At 62.4% G+C, this 15,801-nt stretch carries 17 protein-coding genes; 6 read left to right on the forward strand and 11 right to left on the reverse strand.

The window, feature by feature from the left end; genetic code table 11:
- Nucleotides 1-25: 25 nt before the first annotated feature.
- Nucleotides 26-277 carry a glycine zipper domain-containing protein gene (locus tag ACE04I_RS04265; RefSeq protein WP_046793885.1) on the reverse strand — a complete coding sequence of 84 codons (252 nt, stop codon included), beginning with the start codon at nucleotides 275-277 and terminating at the stop codon, nucleotides 26-28.
- Between the two features lie 257 nt (nucleotides 278-534).
- Here ACE04I_RS04265 and ACE04I_RS04270 point away from each other — a divergent pair, with 257 nt between their 5' ends.
- From ACE04I_RS04270 to ACE04I_RS04285, 4 genes are all read left to right on the forward strand, one after another.
- A complete protein-coding gene (locus tag ACE04I_RS04270; RefSeq protein ID WP_046793886.1) occupies nucleotides 535-741 on the forward strand; it encodes a hypothetical protein in 207 nt (68 codons plus the stop codon).
- Between the two features lie 175 nt (nucleotides 742-916).
- On the forward strand, nucleotides 917-1,147 hold the full coding sequence (locus tag ACE04I_RS04275; RefSeq protein WP_487206661.1) for a hypothetical protein: 231 nt from the start codon (nucleotides 917-919) through the stop codon (nucleotides 1,145-1,147).
- A 315-nt stretch (nucleotides 1,148-1,462) separates the two neighbouring features.
- Nucleotides 1,463-1,678, forward strand: coding sequence for a hypothetical protein (locus ACE04I_RS04280; RefSeq protein ID WP_046793888.1), 216 nt, complete (start codon nucleotides 1,463-1,465; stop codon nucleotides 1,676-1,678).
- A 72-nt stretch (nucleotides 1,679-1,750) separates the two neighbouring features.
- Complete coding sequence (locus ACE04I_RS04285) at nucleotides 1,751-2,110, forward strand: hypothetical protein (protein ID WP_487206662.1); 360 nt, start codon at nucleotides 1,751-1,753, stop codon at nucleotides 2,108-2,110.
- On the opposite strand, the gene ACE04I_RS04290 is transcribed toward ACE04I_RS04285, so the two are convergent.
- A complete protein-coding gene (locus tag ACE04I_RS04290; protein WP_046793890.1) occupies nucleotides 2,104-2,592 on the reverse strand; it encodes a YbaK/EbsC family protein in 489 nt (162 codons plus the stop codon). The two genes, ACE04I_RS04285 and ACE04I_RS04290, sit on opposite strands and share 7 nt — an antisense overlap.
- A 457-nt stretch (nucleotides 2,593-3,049) precedes the next feature.
- Between ACE04I_RS04290 and ACE04I_RS04295 the strand changes: the two genes are divergently transcribed.
- Nucleotides 3,050-3,259 carry a cold-shock protein gene (locus tag ACE04I_RS04295; protein WP_046794308.1) on the forward strand — a complete coding sequence of 70 codons (210 nt, stop codon included), beginning with the start codon at nucleotides 3,050-3,052 and terminating at the stop codon, nucleotides 3,257-3,259.
- A gap of 389 nt (nucleotides 3,260-3,648) precedes the next feature.
- Here ACE04I_RS04295 and ACE04I_RS04300 read toward each other — a convergent pair whose 3' ends face one another.
- The gene (locus ACE04I_RS04300; protein ID WP_046793891.1) at nucleotides 3,649-5,037 is read right to left on the reverse strand and encodes a dipeptidase; all 1,389 of its coding nucleotides are present in this window, start codon (nucleotides 5,035-5,037) and stop codon (nucleotides 3,649-3,651) included.
- Nucleotides 5,038-5,119: 82 nt separating this feature from the next.
- Nucleotides 5,120-5,551 carry a MarR family winged helix-turn-helix transcriptional regulator gene (locus ACE04I_RS04305; RefSeq protein ID WP_487206663.1) on the reverse strand — a complete coding sequence of 144 codons (432 nt, stop codon included), beginning with the start codon at nucleotides 5,549-5,551 and terminating at the stop codon, nucleotides 5,120-5,122.
- 401 nt (nucleotides 5,552-5,952) lie between these two features.
- On the opposite strand from ACE04I_RS04305, the gene polA reads away from it, so the two are divergent.
- Complete coding sequence (polA, locus tag ACE04I_RS04310) at nucleotides 5,953-8,934, forward strand: DNA polymerase I (protein WP_487206701.1); 2,982 nt, start codon at nucleotides 5,953-5,955, stop codon at nucleotides 8,932-8,934.
- Nucleotides 8,935-8,973: 39 nt separating this feature from the next.
- On the opposite strand, the gene phnN is transcribed toward polA, so the two are convergent.
- The 7 genes from phnN to phnC all read right to left on the reverse strand — a co-directional run bounded on the left by phnN (nucleotide 8,974) and on the right by phnC (nucleotide 15,760).
- Complete coding sequence (phnN, locus tag ACE04I_RS04315; protein WP_487206664.1) at nucleotides 8,974-9,570, reverse strand: phosphonate metabolism protein/1,5-bisphosphokinase (PRPP-forming) PhnN; 597 nt, start codon at nucleotides 9,568-9,570, stop codon at nucleotides 8,974-8,976.
- Nucleotides 9,567-10,706: an alpha-D-ribose 1-methylphosphonate 5-triphosphate diphosphatase gene (locus ACE04I_RS04320; protein ID WP_487206665.1), complete on the reverse strand. Its 1,140-nt coding sequence runs from the start codon at nucleotides 10,704-10,706 to the stop codon at nucleotides 9,567-9,569. The genes phnN and ACE04I_RS04320 overlap by 4 nt, the downstream gene beginning before the upstream one ends.
- Nucleotides 10,703-11,416 (reverse strand): DUF1045 domain-containing protein, encoded by a 714-nt coding sequence (locus ACE04I_RS04325; RefSeq protein ID WP_487206666.1) that lies wholly within the window; start codon nucleotides 11,414-11,416, stop codon nucleotides 10,703-10,705. The genes ACE04I_RS04320 and ACE04I_RS04325 overlap by 4 nt, the downstream gene beginning before the upstream one ends.
- A gap of 115 nt (nucleotides 11,417-11,531) precedes the next feature.
- Nucleotides 11,532-12,878: a phosphonate ABC transporter, permease protein PhnE gene (gene phnE, locus ACE04I_RS04330; protein WP_487206667.1), complete on the reverse strand. Its 1,347-nt coding sequence runs from the start codon at nucleotides 12,876-12,878 to the stop codon at nucleotides 11,532-11,534.
- A complete protein-coding gene (gene phnE / locus ACE04I_RS04335) occupies nucleotides 12,878-13,858 on the reverse strand; it encodes a phosphonate ABC transporter, permease protein PhnE (protein ID WP_487206668.1) in 981 nt (326 codons plus the stop codon). Before phnE (ACE04I_RS04335) ends, phnE (ACE04I_RS04330) begins: the two co-directional genes overlap by 1 nt.
- Before the next feature lie 68 nt (nucleotides 13,859-13,926).
- Nucleotides 13,927-14,841 carry a phosphonate ABC transporter substrate-binding protein gene (gene phnD, locus ACE04I_RS04340; protein ID WP_046793900.1) on the reverse strand — a complete coding sequence of 305 codons (915 nt, stop codon included), beginning with the start codon at nucleotides 14,839-14,841 and terminating at the stop codon, nucleotides 13,927-13,929.
- Between the two features lie 73 nt (nucleotides 14,842-14,914).
- On the reverse strand, nucleotides 14,915-15,760 hold the full coding sequence (gene phnC, locus ACE04I_RS04345) for a phosphonate ABC transporter ATP-binding protein (protein ID WP_487206669.1): 846 nt from the start codon (nucleotides 15,758-15,760) through the stop codon (nucleotides 14,915-14,917).
- Nucleotides 15,761-15,801: the final 41 nt, after the last annotated feature.

A 15,801-nucleotide genomic window follows, 5' to 3' on the forward strand; every position in this document is an offset into this window, starting at 1 on the left:
CCGGGCGGGTTTCGGATGGTGCCGTTCAGCACCGGTCGATGTAGCGGTTGCCGTTGCGGTCGCGATAGTAGCAGCGGCCCGGCTGGTCGGCGACGTTGCCGATCAGGGCGCCTCCTACGCCGCCGATGGCCGCACCTACCGCTGCGCCTCGAACATTGCCCGTGGCCACGCCGCCGACGACGGCACCCGTGGCAGCGCCGATACCTGCGCCGCGCTCCGTGGCGGTGCATGCTGCAAGGGAAAGACTAACGCAGGCCATGGCGATAATTTTCTTCATTTCGCTCTCCATCCTCTACCAGCCCGCCATTCCTAACGCTTGAGCGCGGAACTGGTTGCAGAAGTTCCAGTCCCGGAAGCGTCAGGCGTTCGCCCGGGCGCATGAAAGCCGCTCTAACTTATTGAATTCACGCATCCGGCTTTCCGAAAGTCGATTTTGATTTTCGGACCGATGCCGCAAGGGCGCGAATTCGTGATTTCGGATTTACCCGGCCGCGGGTTACTTTCCCCTCGCAACCGAAAGCGAAGGAGAATGACATGAAGACATTTCTCGTAATCGCAGCAACTCTCGGCCTGACGTCGTCCATGGCGCTTGCGGATTGCGCAGGTCATGTGACGGCTTCGAAAGAGGTCGACAAGAATCTCACCACCGCCAGCATCACCAAGGCGGAAGAAGTGCGCAACGAACAGGCAATGGTTCTGAAGCGCGACGAGGCCGCCAAGGAAGCTCCGGCAACCGAATAATCGCTGCAAACCGCGCCGGCTGCCATGACCGGCGCGGTTTTCACGAGGCTTGTCGCGATCTTTCGGGTTCTCTTCCCATATTTCTTGCGCAACTCCGTCCGCCCGTCCGTGGATCGGCGCGGAACCTCTTGCGCCATCTCCAAGTTGTCCTTGCTAGAAAAAGGGAGGCAGAAGCATGGCAAGAAGAACTCTCGGTGCGGGCTTTACCGGCGATGTGACGGAGGAGACAGGTGTTGTAGCGAAGGCAAAGGGCGCGGCGCGTCATGTGAAGGACGAAGCCGAAATGGTCGCGGCCCATGCGGCCGATCATCCGGCCGCGAGCGGTTCGGCGGTGGCATTCGTCGGGGTCCTCGGCTTTGTGCTTGGCTATATCTGCGGAACCTCCTCCACCTCACGCCACCGGTGACGACCGAAGCCGGTCTGCGGATGTGCCGCAGGCCGTGACGCCAAAGCTCCGGCCAAAGCTCCGTATGTAGCGGCAAGCATTTGTGCGCCACGAAAAAACCATAGAATCCCAGTCTCGATTTCAGTTCACGGCTTTCGCGATTCGTCGAAAGCCGGCCTGTGCCGTGTCATGTGGGATACGGAGACAGGAAGCGCAATTCTCGCTGGCGGGCGTAGGGATGCGCGAAGCGATCCCGCCGACCGGTCGAGGCGGCGCATCGCCAAGGTTACGCAAGTCCGTTCACGGGGGACGGGCGGGGTGATCGGGAGGTTGACAATGCCGATGCAGACGACGATCCGCAATCCGGTCAGTCCGGATCAGTTAACCTTGCTGCAGCAAGTATTCGACGAGACCTGCGCCCAGCACCAGATCGACAAGGCAAGTGCCGACGGGGAGGCGCTGGCGATCATCCTCGTTCACACCCTCCAAAAGGGGCTGGGCGATCGCGAGAAGCTGGAGGCACTCGCGCAGATCCTGGCCGAGAACCGCTGAAATCTACGTTTCCCGGAACCTATGCGGTCTTTGAAAGTTCATCGATCTTCCTGACAATCCAAGGAGGCCGGCATGGCAGAACCCATCAGAAACCTGAAAACGCCCGGTAAGCCCGAAAATCCATCTTTCGATCGAGAGGTGGGGCCGGATGTGAATCGCGAGATTGCCACGCTGCGCACCGAAATCGCGTCCTTGCGCGAAACGCTCGCGGAAAAAACCGGCGCGGCCTATGAGCAGGTCGCCGAACGCGCCAGCAGCGCCGCCGGCTACGTGGCCGGGGAAGCGAGCTCGTTGGCCGGCACCGTCCGCGAACATCCGGCGGCCACGACCACGCTGTTCACGCTGATCGGGGCGATCGGCTTTGTCATAGGATATGCTGTGGCTACGGCTTCGGCCGAGAGCAAGCAGGCCTGGTATCGCCGCTACTATTGAGCCGCAACGGCCTCGGGCAAGGGGTCCTGGCCGACATCGATCCAGATGGCACCGGTCAGTTCCGCCATGCGCTGCGGGTTGATGCGCACTGCGGCGTTGGTGGCGCCAGCGGCCGGGACGACCTCCGCAAACCGCTGCAGCGAGACGTCGCAATAGATGGGTAACGGCGAGGTGAGCCCGAATGGGCACACACCGCCGATCGGATGGCTGGTAATTTCAGTCACTTCTTCGCCCGCCAGCATGCGGGGCTTGGCGCCGAACCGGTCGCGGAACTTGCGATTGTCGAGGCGGCTCGTCCCGGCCATCACGACCAACGCCGTCTGATCTCCGGCGCGAACGCAGATCGTCTTGGCGATCTGCTCGGGCGCCACGCCATGCGCAAGGGCAGCGAGTGCGACCGTCGCCGAGCTTTCCTCGGTGACGACGACCGGAATATCGGGTGCGTGGGCGGCGAAGAAGGCACGGACGGATTCGAGGCTCATGGTTCGGGAAGATAAGCCGCAGAGCACGCCTCAGGCAAGAGAAGGAAGAGATATGCGATTTGCGCAATGCTGCACTGCGATATCGTGTCTGTTTTTTGAGCGAATCCCGGGTATAGTCACAAGCATCGAAGGGCGCACTCCTCCTCCCAGCGCCTCTCGACGGGACTGACAACACCTCCTCCTCCCGGTTGTCAGTCAGTTTCAGAAACCCGGCGCACCTCCTCCCGCGCCGGGTTTTCTGTTATTTCGGGCGCCTGTTTCCGAAACGGCAGGCGGGCGGCCAGCCTTGACGCGGATAAGCCGCGGTCCTAAAGGCGAATAATCGATATTTGTTTGACAGCCAGCATTTCGGCCTCAAGCCACCTGCGACGATCTCTCCTGCAAATTCGACATCAACATATTTTCGCGATCTCGCGGAAAAACATCGGCTCACGTTTGCAAGAGAAAGGCATCGAAAATGGCCACCGGTACTGTAAAATGGTTCAACGCCACCAAGGGTTATGGCTTCATCCAGCCGGATGATGGTTCCAAGGACGTATTCGTCCATATCTCCGCCGTCGAGCGCGCAGGTCTCGGCCAGCTCCAGGACGGTCAGAAGGTCTCCTACGAGCTCGTCACCGACAAGCGTTCGGGCAAGGCTTCTGCAGACCACCTCCAGGCTGCCTGAGACTCATCCCTTTGGATGATCGGAAAGGCCGGCTTTGTCCGGCCTTTTTTTATCATCCCTTGCAATTGGGCTTGAGGCTTTCCATTTACTGCTCAACGGCATTCCGGTGCAGTGGAAGCAAATGCGGGAAACCGCGCCGTTTCACTGCGGTTCTCATATCCGTGTTAACGGGATGTTAACCAGCAGGCGAGACGATGACTGCAGAGCCGCAGCGGTCTTCAAGATCGATAATCGGCCGCGCCGGAATTGCCTGTCCTGTTTAGTGTGACCACGGATGTACTGGCACCGACAAGCAGGAGTGGAAAGGTCGGGCTTGCCCGGCCTTTTTGTTTTCAAGGGCCTGAAGCGTCAAGCTTCAGGCCCTTTTTGCGTTCAGGCGGCTTTTGCGTTTAGGCAGCAAGCGCCGCGAGAATCCTTGCCCAGGAGCGGATGCCCTTGTGGAAGGATTTGAGGTCGTATTTCTCATTCGGCGAATGGATGCGGTCATCGACGAGACCGAAGCCGACCAGCAGGGAATCCATGCCGAGCATCTTCTGGAAATCGCCGACGATCGGGATGGAGCCGCCCATGCCGATCACGACGGCAGCTTTCGGCCATTCATCCGAAAGCGCGCCCTTCGCCTTGGTCAGAACGGGGGAATCGTAGGAGAGCTGGATTGCCGGCGAGCCGCCATGCTCGTGGAACTCGGCCGTGCAGTCCGCCGGCAGTTTCGAACGCACATAGGCGCGGAAGCTGTCGCGGATCTTCGCCGGATCCTGCTGGCCGACGAGCCGGAAGGAGACCTTTGCCGATGCCTTGGCGGCGATCACCGTCTTGAAGCCTTCGCCGGTATAGCCGCCGGTAATCCCGTTGACCTCGGCCGTCGGCCGCGCCCAGGTGAGTTCAAGCACGGAGCGGCCCTTCTCGCCGGAGGGAACCGAAAGGCCGACTTCGCCGAGGAAACTTGTCGCGTCGCGGCCGAGCGTCTCCCAGCTCGCCTTGATGTTGGCGGGCGTTTCCTCCACGCCGTCGTAGAAACCTTCGAGCGTCACGCGGCCGGTTTCGTCATGCAGGCCGGCGAGAATCTCGGCAAGGATGTGGATCGGGTTGGCGGCTGCGCCTCCGAACAGGCCGGAATGCAGGTCGCGGTCGGCGGCGGTGATGGTGACTTCCTCACCCACGAGGCCACGCAGCGTGGCGGCGATGGCGGGCGTATCGGAGTCCCACATGCCGGTGTCGCAGACGAATGCATAGTCTGCCTTGAGTTCGGCGGCGTTGGCTTCCAGGAAGGGTTTGAGAGAGGGGGAGCCGGACTCCTCTTCGCCCTCGAAAAGGATGGTGACGCGCACCGGCAGATTGCCGTGCACCTCCTTATAGGCGCGGCAGGCCTCCACGAAGGTCATGAGCTGGCCCTTGTCGTCGGAGGTGCCGCGGCCCGTCACGACCTTGCGGCCATCGCCGAGATCCTTGATCGCCGGGGCGAAGGGATCGTTCTCCCAAAGTTCGATCGGGTCCACGGGCTGCACGTCGTAGTGTCCGTAGAACAGCACGTGAGGAGCGTCTTCAGCGGCGCCGGCATGATGGGCGACGACCATCGGATGGCCGGCCGTATCGCGTACCGAAGCCGTAAAGCCGATATTGGAAAGCGTGGCTACCAGCCACTCCGCCGCCTTGCGGCAATCGGGCTTGTAGGCGGGATCGGTGGAGATCGATTTGATGCGGACGAGTTCGAACAGGCGCTCCAGGCTGCTGTCCAGGTTTTCGTCGGCTCGAGTAAGGACGGGGGAAATATCGGTCATGGCGGGGTCCTGTCTTTGGAATCGACCGGACCTTAGACCAAGAAGTTCATGGTTTCGAGACCGGATCTTGCCTTGGCGAGCCTCACGGCTTGCGGGCGTTATCGACGATCCTGCGCATGTATTCGATCATCAGTTCCCGCTCGAAGCTGCGAAAGCCGGCGAAGAGGGCGGCATCCGCCTCGGCTGCTGCTTCGACGGCCCTGCCTTCGAGATCGCGGCCGAGCCGGGTAAGCATGATGATCTGGGCCCGCCGGTCTTTCGGGTGGGGCTCCCGCTCGATGAGCCCGTCGCGCTCCATGCGCGTCAAGGTATTGGCAAGTGTGGCCTGCTCCACTTCGAGCCGATCCAGAAGCTGCTTCTGAGTGAGCCCATCCTCGTTCCACAGTTCCAGAAGCACCGGGAACTGACCTGGAGAGAAGCCGAGGTCGATCGACCGCCTCTGCAGCGAACGTGCAAAACCCTTTGCGAGCTGGCTGGCGAGATATGTCGCCGAATGCGAGCGGTCGAATCCCATAATCGCAGTCTCCATCCCTCCCTAAAGTCGATATATCGCACGCCATGCTTTCGCCAAGCCTGCGTCGAGCGCCCGTGAATCGATGTGATTGCGTTTGGTGAACAAAGGAAAACCGCCATGGCCGGGAGGGGACAGCCATGGCGGTTCCGATGAAGGGGCAAAGACCCGGAGAGGGGGATAGGTCTTTGCCCGGTCTGGCGCGGCGGGGGACTGGCCAACTACCAGACTGCGGCGTGATCAATGCCGGTAATGAAGAGATGTGCGGCGCAATGCGGCTTTTCAAGGGAACCGAGAATTACAAATCGGTAACGTTGCGGTGATGGCCACGAAGGTGCGAGAGGGCTTGCCGCCGGGCGAAGTTTTCATGGACGGAACGAATGGCCCGCGCTATTCCATTGCCCATGAAAAAAGGCGATCATCTCTTCCTTGTCGACGGTTCCGGCTTCATTTTCCGTGCCTTCCACGCATTGCCGCCACTGACCCGCAAGTCGGATGGTTTGCCGGTGGGCGCGGTCTCCGGCTTCTGCAACATGTTGTGGAAGCTTCTGACCGATGCGCGCGATACCTCGGTCGGCGTGACCCCCAGCCATTTCGCGGTCATCTTCGATTATTCGGCCAAGACCTTCCGCAAGGAGATCTACGATGCCTACAAGGCCAACCGTCAGGCGCCGCCGGAGGAGCTGATCCCGCAATTCGGCCTGATTCGCGAGGCGACCCGGGCCTTCAACCTGCCCTGCATAGAGATCGAGGGCTACGAGGCCGACGATATCATCGCTACCTATGCACGTCAGGCCGAGGCGATCGGCGCGGATGTCACAATCATCTCGTCCGACAAGGACCTGATGCAGCTCGTGACGCCGAACGTCCACATGTATGACAGCATGAAGGACAAGCAGATCGGCATTCCCGACGTTATCGAGAAATGGGGCGTGCCGCCGGAAAAGATGATCGACCTGCAAGCCCTGGTCGGCGATTCGGTCGATAACGTACCCGGTATCCCCGGTATCGGGCCGAAGACGGCCGCCCAGCTTCTGGAGGAGTTCGGCGATCTCGATGCGCTGCTTTCCCGCGCGGGCGAAATCAAGCAGGTGAAGCGGCGCGAGAACATCGTCGCCAATGCAGAGCTTGCCCGGCTCTCCAAGCGGCTGGTGACGCTCTCGACCGACGTGCCGGTGGATATGCCGCTCGATGCTCTGATGCTCGAGGTCCAGAACGGCCCGAAGCTGATCGCCTTTTTGAAGACGATGGAGTTCACCACGCTGACGCGGCGCGTCGCGACGGCGTGCGATTGCGATGCGGACGCGATCGAGCCCGCGGTGGTAAAGGTCGAATGGGGCGAGGCAGCGCGGGGGCCCGATCTCGACGGCGCTGAGGCCGCTCCGGCTGATACGGGCGAAGCGGCGGCTGAGGCACCGGCCAGTCCGCCCAAGGAGCCCGCGGCAAAAGGCGGAGCAGCGACGCCCGAAGGCTTCGCCGCCAGCCGTATCGAGGCTTTCGGCAAGGCCAAGCTCGATCCAAGCTGCTACGTGACGATCCGCGATACGGCGGTTCTCGACGACTGGATCAGGTCAGCACGGGAAACCGGAATCGTCGCCTTCGACACCGAAACCAATTCGCTGGACCCGATGCAGGCGGAACTGGTCGGCTTTTCGCTGGCGGTGGCGGATAACCTGGCCAATCCTTCCGGCCTCGATGTCCGCGCCGCCTATGTCCCGCTTGGCCACAAGACGGGCATCGGCGATCTCTTAGGGGGCGGACTGGCGGAGAACCAGATCCCCATGGCCGAGGCGCTTGCCCGGCTGAAGCCGCTGATGGAAGATCCGTCCGTCCTGAAGGTGGCGCAGAACCTCAAGTTCGACTACCTCATCATGAAGCGTCACGGCATCACGGTCGAAAGCTATGACGACACGATGCTGATGTCCTATGTGCTGGAGGCCGGCAAGGCCAACCACGGGATGGATGCTCTTTCGGAACAGTGGCTGAATCACAAGCCGATCACCTTCAAGGATGTCGCCGGCAGCGGCAAGGCCGGCGTCACCTTCGATCTCGTCGATATCGACAGGGCGACCGCCTATGCCGCCGAAGACGCGGACGTGACGCTGCGGCTCTGGATGGTGCTGAAGCCGCAGCTCGCCGCTATGGGGCTCACCAGCGTCTACGAGCGGCTGGAGCGGCCGATGGTTTCGGTCCTGGCCCGCATGGAAGAACGGGGCATCACGATCGACCGGCAGATACTTTCGCGCCTTTCCGGCGAGTTGGCCCAGAAAGCGGCAGCCTTCGAGGATGAGATCTACCAGCTTGCCGGCGAGCGCTTCACCATCGGTTCGCCGAAACAGCTAGGCGATATCCTATTCGGCAAGATGGGCCTGCCCGGGGGCGCCAAGACCAAGACCGGCCAATGGTCCACATCGGCCAGCGTGTTGGAGGATCTGGCCGCCACAGGCCATGAACTGCCCCGCAAGATCGTCGACTGGCGCCAGCTCACCAAGCTGAAATCCACCTATACGGATGCGCTACCCGGCTATGTGCACCCTGAGACGAAACGGGTCCATACCTGCTATTCGCTGGCTTCTACCACCACCGGGCGCCTCTCCTCGTCGGAGCCGAATCTCCAGAACATTCCGGTTCGAACGGCCGAGGGCCGCAAGATCCGCACGGCCTTCATCTCGCCTCCCGGCCGCAAGCTGGTTTCGGCCGATTACAGCCAGATCGAGCTGCGGGTGCTGGCCCATGTGGCGGATATTCCGCAGCTTCGCCAGGCATTCGCGGACGGAGTGGATATTCACGCCATGACGGCTTCGGAGATGTTTGGCGTTCCGGTGGAAGGCATGCCTGGAGAAGTCCGCCGCCGCGCCAAGGCGATCAATTTCGGCATCATCTACGGCATTTCCGCTTTCGGTCTGGCCAACCAGCTCTCGATCGAGCGTTCCGAGGCGAGCGAGTACATCAAGAAGTATTTTGAGCGCTTTCCAGGCATCCGCGACTACATGGAGAGCACCAAGAATTTCGCGCGCGAAAACGGCTATGTCGAAACCATTTTCGGCCGGCGGGCGCACTATCCGGAGATCCGCTCGTCCAACCCTTCCGTGAGGGCCTTCAACGAACGCGCCTCGATCAACGCACCGATCCAGGGCTCGGCTGCCGATATCATCCGCCGGGCCATGGCGAAGATGGAGCCGGCGCTGGCAAATGCGGGGCTTTCGGCCCGCATGTTGCTGCAGGTGCATGACGAACTGATCTTCGAGGTGGAAGACGAGGAGATCGAGAAGGCAATCCCCGTAATCGTCTCGACCATGGAACAGGCGGCCATGCCCGCGATCGGCATGAAGGTGCCGCTCAAGGTGGATGCGCGTGCAGCCACCAACTGGGACGAGGCGCACTGAGCCGAGCGAACATCGGTGCCACCGGGTTCCGGTGGCACCTCAGACTGAACGGACTGTTGCGGACCGGCAGGCGGAAAGCGCCTCGATCAAGGCCTTGCCGGCGTCTTCCAGCGCGCCGCTGTTGTCGATCGTCACGACGTCGTAATCGCCGATGACGGCGAGCGAGCTGCGCTCGAGCCGTTTCAGGATCTCTTCGCGCGTTTCCCGGCCTCGGGCTTCGAGGCGTGCGGCAAGGACTTCCGGTTTCGCCGTGATATTTACGACGGTGAGGGCCGGGAAGGCGACCTTGAACTTTCCGAGCGCCGAACGCGAGCCGTTGGCGACGAGAAGGCGGCCGCGGGCCACCTCCTCCAGTGTCTCGGCGGGAATGCCGTATTTCAGGCCATGCGCCGCCCAGGAGACCGCAAAACCGCCTGCATTCTCGAGCGTATCGAAATCTTCGTTCGAAACGCCCTCGTGGTCCTCCCCGCCGGCATCGGCGCTGCGGGTGATAACCCGGCGAACAAAGGAGATGTCCCCGCAATCTGCGAAATGCCGGGCGGCATAGGCCATCAGCGTGTCCTTGCCGGCGCCGCTCGGGCCGACGACGACCACCATGCGGCCGCAGGGAAGCGCCGTGGGCAGCACTTGCATCATGCTACCCGCCGGCCTTCACGCCAGACGCCGCGCACCACCGGAACACCGCTGGCGCGGCGCACGCGCACGACATCGGCGCGCAGGCCGACAGCGATGCGGCCGCGATCGTCGAGGCCGACGGTACGGGCCGGAGTGGAGGTGACCATAGCAAGCGCCTTGGGAAGGCTGATGGTTTCCAGTTCGTCCGCCAGGACGAACGGCGCGTGCAGAAGGCTGAGCGGCACGTAATCGGAGGAGAGCACGTCGAGCACGCCCTTTCCGGCGAGATCACGGGCGGCGATATTGCCGGAATGAGACTTGCCGCGCACGATATTGGGGGCGCCCATCAGCACGCTCATGCCAGCCTGGTGGGAGGCCTTGGCGGCCTCGAGGCTGGTCGGGAATTCCGCAAGCCGCACGCCGTTTCCGATGGCCTCGTCCACGTGATCCAGCGTGGCATCGTCATGGCTTGCGACCGTGACGCCGCGCTCGGCGCAGACCTTGGCGATGGTATTGCGGTGGCGCGTGGAATTGCGGGCCGAATCCGCCTGACGACGGGCGACGAAGAGCGCGAAAGCCTCGTCGCTCAAGCCCCGCTTCTTCTGGTAATAGAGGGTGTACTGATCCATGGTCTGGAACTGTCGCTGGCCGGGCGCGTGATCCATGAGCGAGACGAGCCGGACATAGGGATCGTCCTCGAAATCGGCGAAGTGCTCCAGCACGTTGTCGGCCGAGACCTCGCAGCGCAGGTGGATCAGGTGTTCCGCGCGCAGCCGGTCCTCGCGCTCTGCCTCCTGAATGGCGTCCGCCATGGCCCGCATCTCGCCGTGCTCGAAGCCGCCGTCCTCGTCCGCCCCCATCCGCAGGCAGTCGAAAACGGTGGTGATGCCTGAGCTTGCGACCTGAGCATCATGCGCCTGGATGGCGGCGATCGTGTTCCACCGCACGCCGGGACGAGGCGAATAGTGCTGCTCCAGGTGATCGGTATGAAGCTCGACCAGGCCGGGGATGAGGAAGTCGCCCTCGAAATCTTCGCCAGTGCGAGTGGCGCCCCCGGAGATATCGGCAATGAGGCCGTCGCGGATCAGCACGGAGCCGGAGACGATATCGTCTTCGAGCACGATGCGGGCATTGGAAAGGACGAGTTCGGCGCTCATGGGGCGGTCTTCCTGTGTTCTAGGGCGGGGGCAAGCGGTAGCCGGCTATGGATGGTGAAAGGGCCGCCGCGTTCGGTTTCGATGAAGACGGCAAGGCCATCGACAGTGAGTGGCCGGTTGCCGAAGGCGGCAAAGCGCCGGTCGAGTTCCTCGCGCATCGGGCCCGCAAGCTCGGGCTCGACCGGGCCGGTCAGCGTCATGTGGAAGCGGAATTCCTCCATGACATATGGATAGCCCCAGCGGTTGAGATTTTCCCGCTGCGGAGGGGTGAGTTTCTCCGGCTTGCGGCGGGCGATGTCCGCTTGCGAAAGCGGCGCGCGGAAAGGCTCGAACTCCTCCACCACGGCGGCGGCGAAATCCTGGAGCGGCGGATAAAGGCTCGCCGGCACCAGCGCGAAGAAAGGACCGAGCTGGCCGACCACGATCCTCGGGATATCGAAGGCCGGGGTTTCGGCCGCAAATCGCTCCACGGCACCGATAAACTCGGCTTCGCTCACATCATCCTTGAGTTCGAACGGCGCCTTCAGCGTTGCATGGAAGCCGTAGCGTCGCGGATCGGCGGTAAGCCGGGTGATTTCGCCTGCCGGCAGTTCCGTATCATCGGGGGCCGGATATTCGGCGCTGGAAAAGGCATTGCGGCCAAGCCAGCGGCCGGCCGCCTCCGTCAACGGATCGTTTTCGGCGGGCGTGAAGTAGAGAGCGTATCGCAAAGCGGGATTCCGGAATCAGAGGCAGTTGGCGGAGAGCTTAGCTCGTTCCTGCCATGCGGCGAACAGGGCCTGCGCTAAAAGATTTCCATGACAGAATGATGATGGATCGGGCTTGTCAGTGGCTCTTTCTTCCGATGAGGCGGGAACGCAGCGCATTGGAGACGTTGTCGAACACGAAAACGACCAGGAGGATGAGCAGCACCATATAGGCGACCTTGTCCCAATCGGCGTTCGTCTTCATCGATTCGAGCAGCTTGAGGCCGATTCCACCCGCGCCGACGGCGCCGATGACAGTCGCGGAGCGGGTATTCGATTCCCAGAAATACAGCGATTGGGACACGAAGACCGGCAGGACCTGCGGCACGGTGCCGTAACGCTGCACGATGACGGGAGAGGCGCCGACGGATTTTACGCCCTCGCGCTGCTTGTCGTCTGCGTTTTCCAGCGCTTCGGAATAGACTTTGCCGAGCGCGCCCGTGTCGGTGAAGAAGATCGCCGCGATGCCGGGGATCGGTCCGGGGCCGAAGGCGCGGGTGAAGAACAGCGCCCAGATCAGCATGTCGATCGAGCGCAGGAAGTCGAAGAGGCGCTTCATGCCCCAGTTGACCGGGCGGCTTCGCGTAATGTTGCGCGCCGCGATGAAGGCGAGCGGGAAGGCGATCAACGTCGCGAACAGCGTGCCGACAAAGGCCATGACCAGCGTCTGCGTCAGCTTCGAGAAAATGTCGGCATGCTGCCAGCTCGCATTGTTCAGGAAGTTGTCGAGCGCGAGCGACGCGTTGGACTGGTTGGGATCGAGCCGCTCTCCGGAAAGCATCAGCCCGGCGACTTCGGGAAGGCTGCGGCCCCAGAAGGGCGATTGCGTATCGAAGAAGAAATTCGCCCAGCCGAGGAAACGCCGCTGGATATAGACCTGGCTGGAGCGGATTTCCGCCTGGCCCTCGAAACCGAAATAGACCATCACCTTGTTGCCGTCCTGCTCCATCGCCGCCGGTGCGCCGGGCGGGAGGACGGCCTGGTCGGAGGTTATCTCGACCGGGTAGGACCTGCCGTCGAGATGGATGTCGACGCGGGCGGGGGTGACGTCGAGCCGATCACTGCCGCCGAAGGATACGGTGTAGCCACCATCTGGCATGGGCTGCATCCATGGGATGTTCGCCCCTTGCGGATATTGCCCGCGGCTCGTCCACTGCGGCACGACCTCACCGTTCTGGAAGCGCAGGCGCGGCTGGGCGCGCCAGGAATACCAGTCCTGCAGATAGATCGACGCGCGATCCCAGTTGCCGTTCACGAATGTCGGAATGACGTTGAAGAACGCGAAGCAGAAGGCGAGGTAGACGACGACCACCGCGGCAGATATGGCCAGGCCCCAGCGCTGCATCAAGCTGCGGTGGAAGACTTGTGGATAGGTTGCCAGAAGGCGGTCGCGCTCTGCGGCGTTGATGGTCGGAACGGATGACATCAGGCTGCTCCCCGGCCGAATTCGAAGGATTGGTGACCGATCAGCCGGCGGCGTAGCCAGGCGGAGAACTGGTCGACGCAGATGACGGTGATCAGCAGCAGGATAATGATCGCATAGGTCTTGGCCGCATGGTCGCGTCCGATCGACAGGCTGAAGACCTCGCCGATGCCGCCGCCGCCGACCGCGCCGATGATGGTCGAGGCGCGCACGTTGATCTCGGTTCTGAGCAGCGTATAGGAGACGAAGTTCGGCAGCACCTGCGGCAGGATCGCGAACCGCACGCGCTCCACCCAGCTCGCGCCGGCTGCCCGCAGGCCCTCGTCCGGCTTCATGTCGGCATTCTCGACCACTTCGAAGAACAGTTTCCCGAGCGCGCCGACGGTGTGGATCCAGACGGCGATGATCGCCGAGATCGGGCCGATCGACAGGATGGCCGCGAGAAGCCCGGCGACGACGATCTCCGGGAAGGCACGCATGATTTCCATCACGCGGCGGACGAACCACCGCACCGCCCGCGACCCTACCATGTTGGATGCGGCGAAGAAGCAGAGTACGAACGCGCCGCTGGCGCCGAGAATGGTCGAGACGATCGCGATATTGATGGTGATCGCCAGCTGATAGAAGAAATTCGGGATGTAGAAGCTGTCGGTGATCCAGATACGGTCGCTGGTATAGTCGTATTTGATCGATCCGTCCGCATAGGGCGACGGCAGGTCGAACATGGCGCGGAAAATCTCCAGCGGACTGTCCGGCACGAAGCTTTTCATGAAATCGAACAGATAGGGAAGGCGCTCGAAGAATTTGCCGGAATTGGCGTTGTTGGCAAAATCGAGCGAGGCGCCGAGCACGATCAGGAAGACCACGATCGAGACGAGGGTATAGACGCGCCGGGTCCGCACCTGGCTCTGGTAATGGGCGAGGATGGTGCGGGAGCTTCCTGTGAGCCCGCTCAAGTGGTCGGCTCCGGCCGCGTGCGCCATGTGGGCTTCCTTCTTAAACGAGCGGCGGCATCGTCATGATGCCGCCGCAGGAGTGTTCGGGTGAAAGATCAGCCGCCGATGACCGACTTACGGGCGTCGATGATCGTCTGGTAGAAGCTCTGGTCGACCGGTGCCCAATCGACATAGCCGCCGCCCGTGAAGTTGTCGAAGCAGCCTTTGTCCGTCTTCGGCAGTTCGGCGAAATAGGCGGTGACCTTCTTCTGGATGTCGGCCGGCAGCTTCTGGGAAACCATCAGCGGGCCGTTCGGAATGAGCGGCGACTTCCAGACTTCGACGATGTCGTCCATGTCGAGCAGGCCCTTGGAGACCATGATGTGCAGGTTGCCGGAGGTGTAGCCCTGCGACCAGTCGCCGGTGCCGGAGCCGAACGTGGTGCCGACATCGAACTTCTTGTCGAGAACGCCGAGAACGAGGTTTTCATGGCCGCCGCCGAAATCGGTCGAAGCGAAATACTGCTTGACCGGCGCGCCAATGTCCTTGGGCAGCGAGACGTTCGGCACGAGGTAGCCGGAGGTGGAATCCGGATCGGCGAAGCCGAGCTTCTTGCCCTTGGCGTCGGCGAGCGTCTTGATGCCCGAGTCCTTGCGGGCGACCATGATCGAGTAGTAGCCGGTCGAGCCGTCGGCCTGCTTGGTGGTCAGAACCGGGGTGACGGCGTTCGGGTCCTTGAGGTAGATCGAGGCGTAGGAGGAAGCACCCATGACAGCGAGGTCGAGCGTGCCGCCGAGCAGGCCCTGGATGACGCCGTTGTAGTTCGGCGACGGGAAGAGCTGGACTTCCGAGACGCCGGTGGCCTTCACCAGACCGTCCTTCACGCACTCGGTGCGGCGAACCTGGTCGGCTTCGTTTTCACCGCCGTCGAGGCCGATGCGCAGGACTTTGACGTCCTGGGCGTGAGCGGCCTGGCCGGCAACGGCTGCGATGGCGATCGTGGCCATCAGGATCTTGCGGATTGCAGACATGGAAGTCTCCTTTGGTGAAATTTGAGTGGCATCAGTCTTTCGGCCGTCATCCCCTTGATCGGCCAGAAACGGATCAGCGCATGACGGCGGCTTCGGCCAGCCGGCCGGATGGGGCGGCCTGCGCGGCGCGCACCGGCTCCAGGCTCGTCGACGTCATGGTTTCATCGATGCCGGCGCCGTCCTTGTCGGAGCCGTAGATCTCCCGCACCGCGGCGGAAGTGAGCTCGTTCGGCGGACCGTCGAAGACGACGCGGCCGGCGGCCATGCCGATAATGCGCTCGCAATAGCTGCGCGCCGTATCGAGCGTATGCAGGTTGGTGACGACGGTGATGCCTTCGCGCTCGTTGATGCCGCGCAGCGCATCCATGACGATCTTGGCGTTCAGCGGATCGAGAGAGGCGATCGGCTCGTCGGCAAGCACCATCTTGGGTGCCTGCATCAGTGCCCGGGCGATCGCTACGCGTTGCTGCTGGCCGCCGGAAAGCGTGCCGGCCGGCTGCAGCGCCGTCTGCTCGATACCGAGCCGTTCGAGCGCCGCCATCGCCATGACGCGCTCGTCGCGGCTGAATATCTTGAGAAGGCTGAGAGACGTGGAGCGGTGATTGAGACGGCCGAGCAGCACATTCGTCATCACGTCGAGGCGAGGCACCAGGTTGAACTGCTGGAAGATCATCGCGCAGTCGCGCTGCCAGTGGCGCAGCGCAGCCCCCTTGAGGCCGGAGACTTCGACGCTGCCGAAATGAATGGAACCCGAGCTCGGCTCCTGCAGGCGGTTGATCATGCGCAGAAGCGTGGACTTGCCGGCGCCGGAGCGGCCGATGATGCCGACCATCTGGCCCTGGGGAATTTCGACGTTTACGGCGTTGACCGCGATGCGGTCGCCGAAACGGCGGGTGATGTTCCTCAGTTCGAACTTCATGGTCTCTCGCCTGTCCAGCAGTTTCATGAAGTTCGATTAGT

The organism is Rhizobium moroccans, from assembly GCF_057559155.1.

Coding starts and splice junctions, on each gene's coding strand:
- ACE04I_RS04265 (WP_046793885.1), bottom strand. CDS start 277: ATGAAGAAAATTATCGCCATGGCCTGCGTTAGTCTTTCCCTTGCAGCA.
- ACE04I_RS04270 (WP_046793886.1), top strand. CDS start 535: ATGAAGACATTTCTCGTAATCGCAGCAACTCTCGGCCTGACGTCGTCC.
- ACE04I_RS04275 (WP_487206661.1), top strand. CDS start 917: ATGGCAAGAAGAACTCTCGGTGCGGGCTTTACCGGCGATGTGACGGAG.
- ACE04I_RS04280 (WP_046793888.1), top strand. CDS start 1,463: ATGCCGATGCAGACGACGATCCGCAATCCGGTCAGTCCGGATCAGTTA.
- ACE04I_RS04285 (WP_487206662.1), top strand. CDS start 1,751: ATGGCAGAACCCATCAGAAACCTGAAAACGCCCGGTAAGCCCGAAAAT.
- ACE04I_RS04290 (WP_046793890.1), bottom strand. CDS start 2,592: ATGAGCCTCGAATCCGTCCGTGCCTTCTTCGCCGCCCACGCACCCGAT.
- ACE04I_RS04295 (WP_046794308.1), top strand. CDS start 3,050: ATGGCCACCGGTACTGTAAAATGGTTCAACGCCACCAAGGGTTATGGC.
- ACE04I_RS04300 (WP_046793891.1), bottom strand. CDS start 5,037: ATGACCGATATTTCCCCCGTCCTTACTCGAGCCGACGAAAACCTGGAC.
- ACE04I_RS04305 (WP_487206663.1), bottom strand. CDS start 5,551: ATGGGATTCGACCGCTCGCATTCGGCGACATATCTCGCCAGCCAGCTC.
- polA (WP_487206701.1), top strand. CDS start 5,953: ATGAAAAAAGGCGATCATCTCTTCCTTGTCGACGGTTCCGGCTTCATT.
- phnN (WP_487206664.1), bottom strand. CDS start 9,570: ATGATGCAAGTGCTGCCCACGGCGCTTCCCTGCGGCCGCATGGTGGTC.
- ACE04I_RS04320 (WP_487206665.1), bottom strand. CDS start 10,706: ATGAGCGCCGAACTCGTCCTTTCCAATGCCCGCATCGTGCTCGAAGAC.
- phnE (WP_487206667.1), bottom strand. CDS start 12,878: ATGTCATCCGTTCCGACCATCAACGCCGCAGAGCGCGACCGCCTTCTG.
- phnE (WP_487206668.1), bottom strand. CDS start 13,858: ATGGCGCACGCGGCCGGAGCCGACCACTTGAGCGGGCTCACAGGAAGC.
- phnD (WP_046793900.1), bottom strand. CDS start 14,841: ATGTCTGCAATCCGCAAGATCCTGATGGCCACGATCGCCATCGCAGCC.
- phnC (WP_487206669.1), bottom strand. CDS start 15,760: ATGAAGTTCGAACTGAGGAACATCACCCGCCGTTTCGGCGACCGCATC.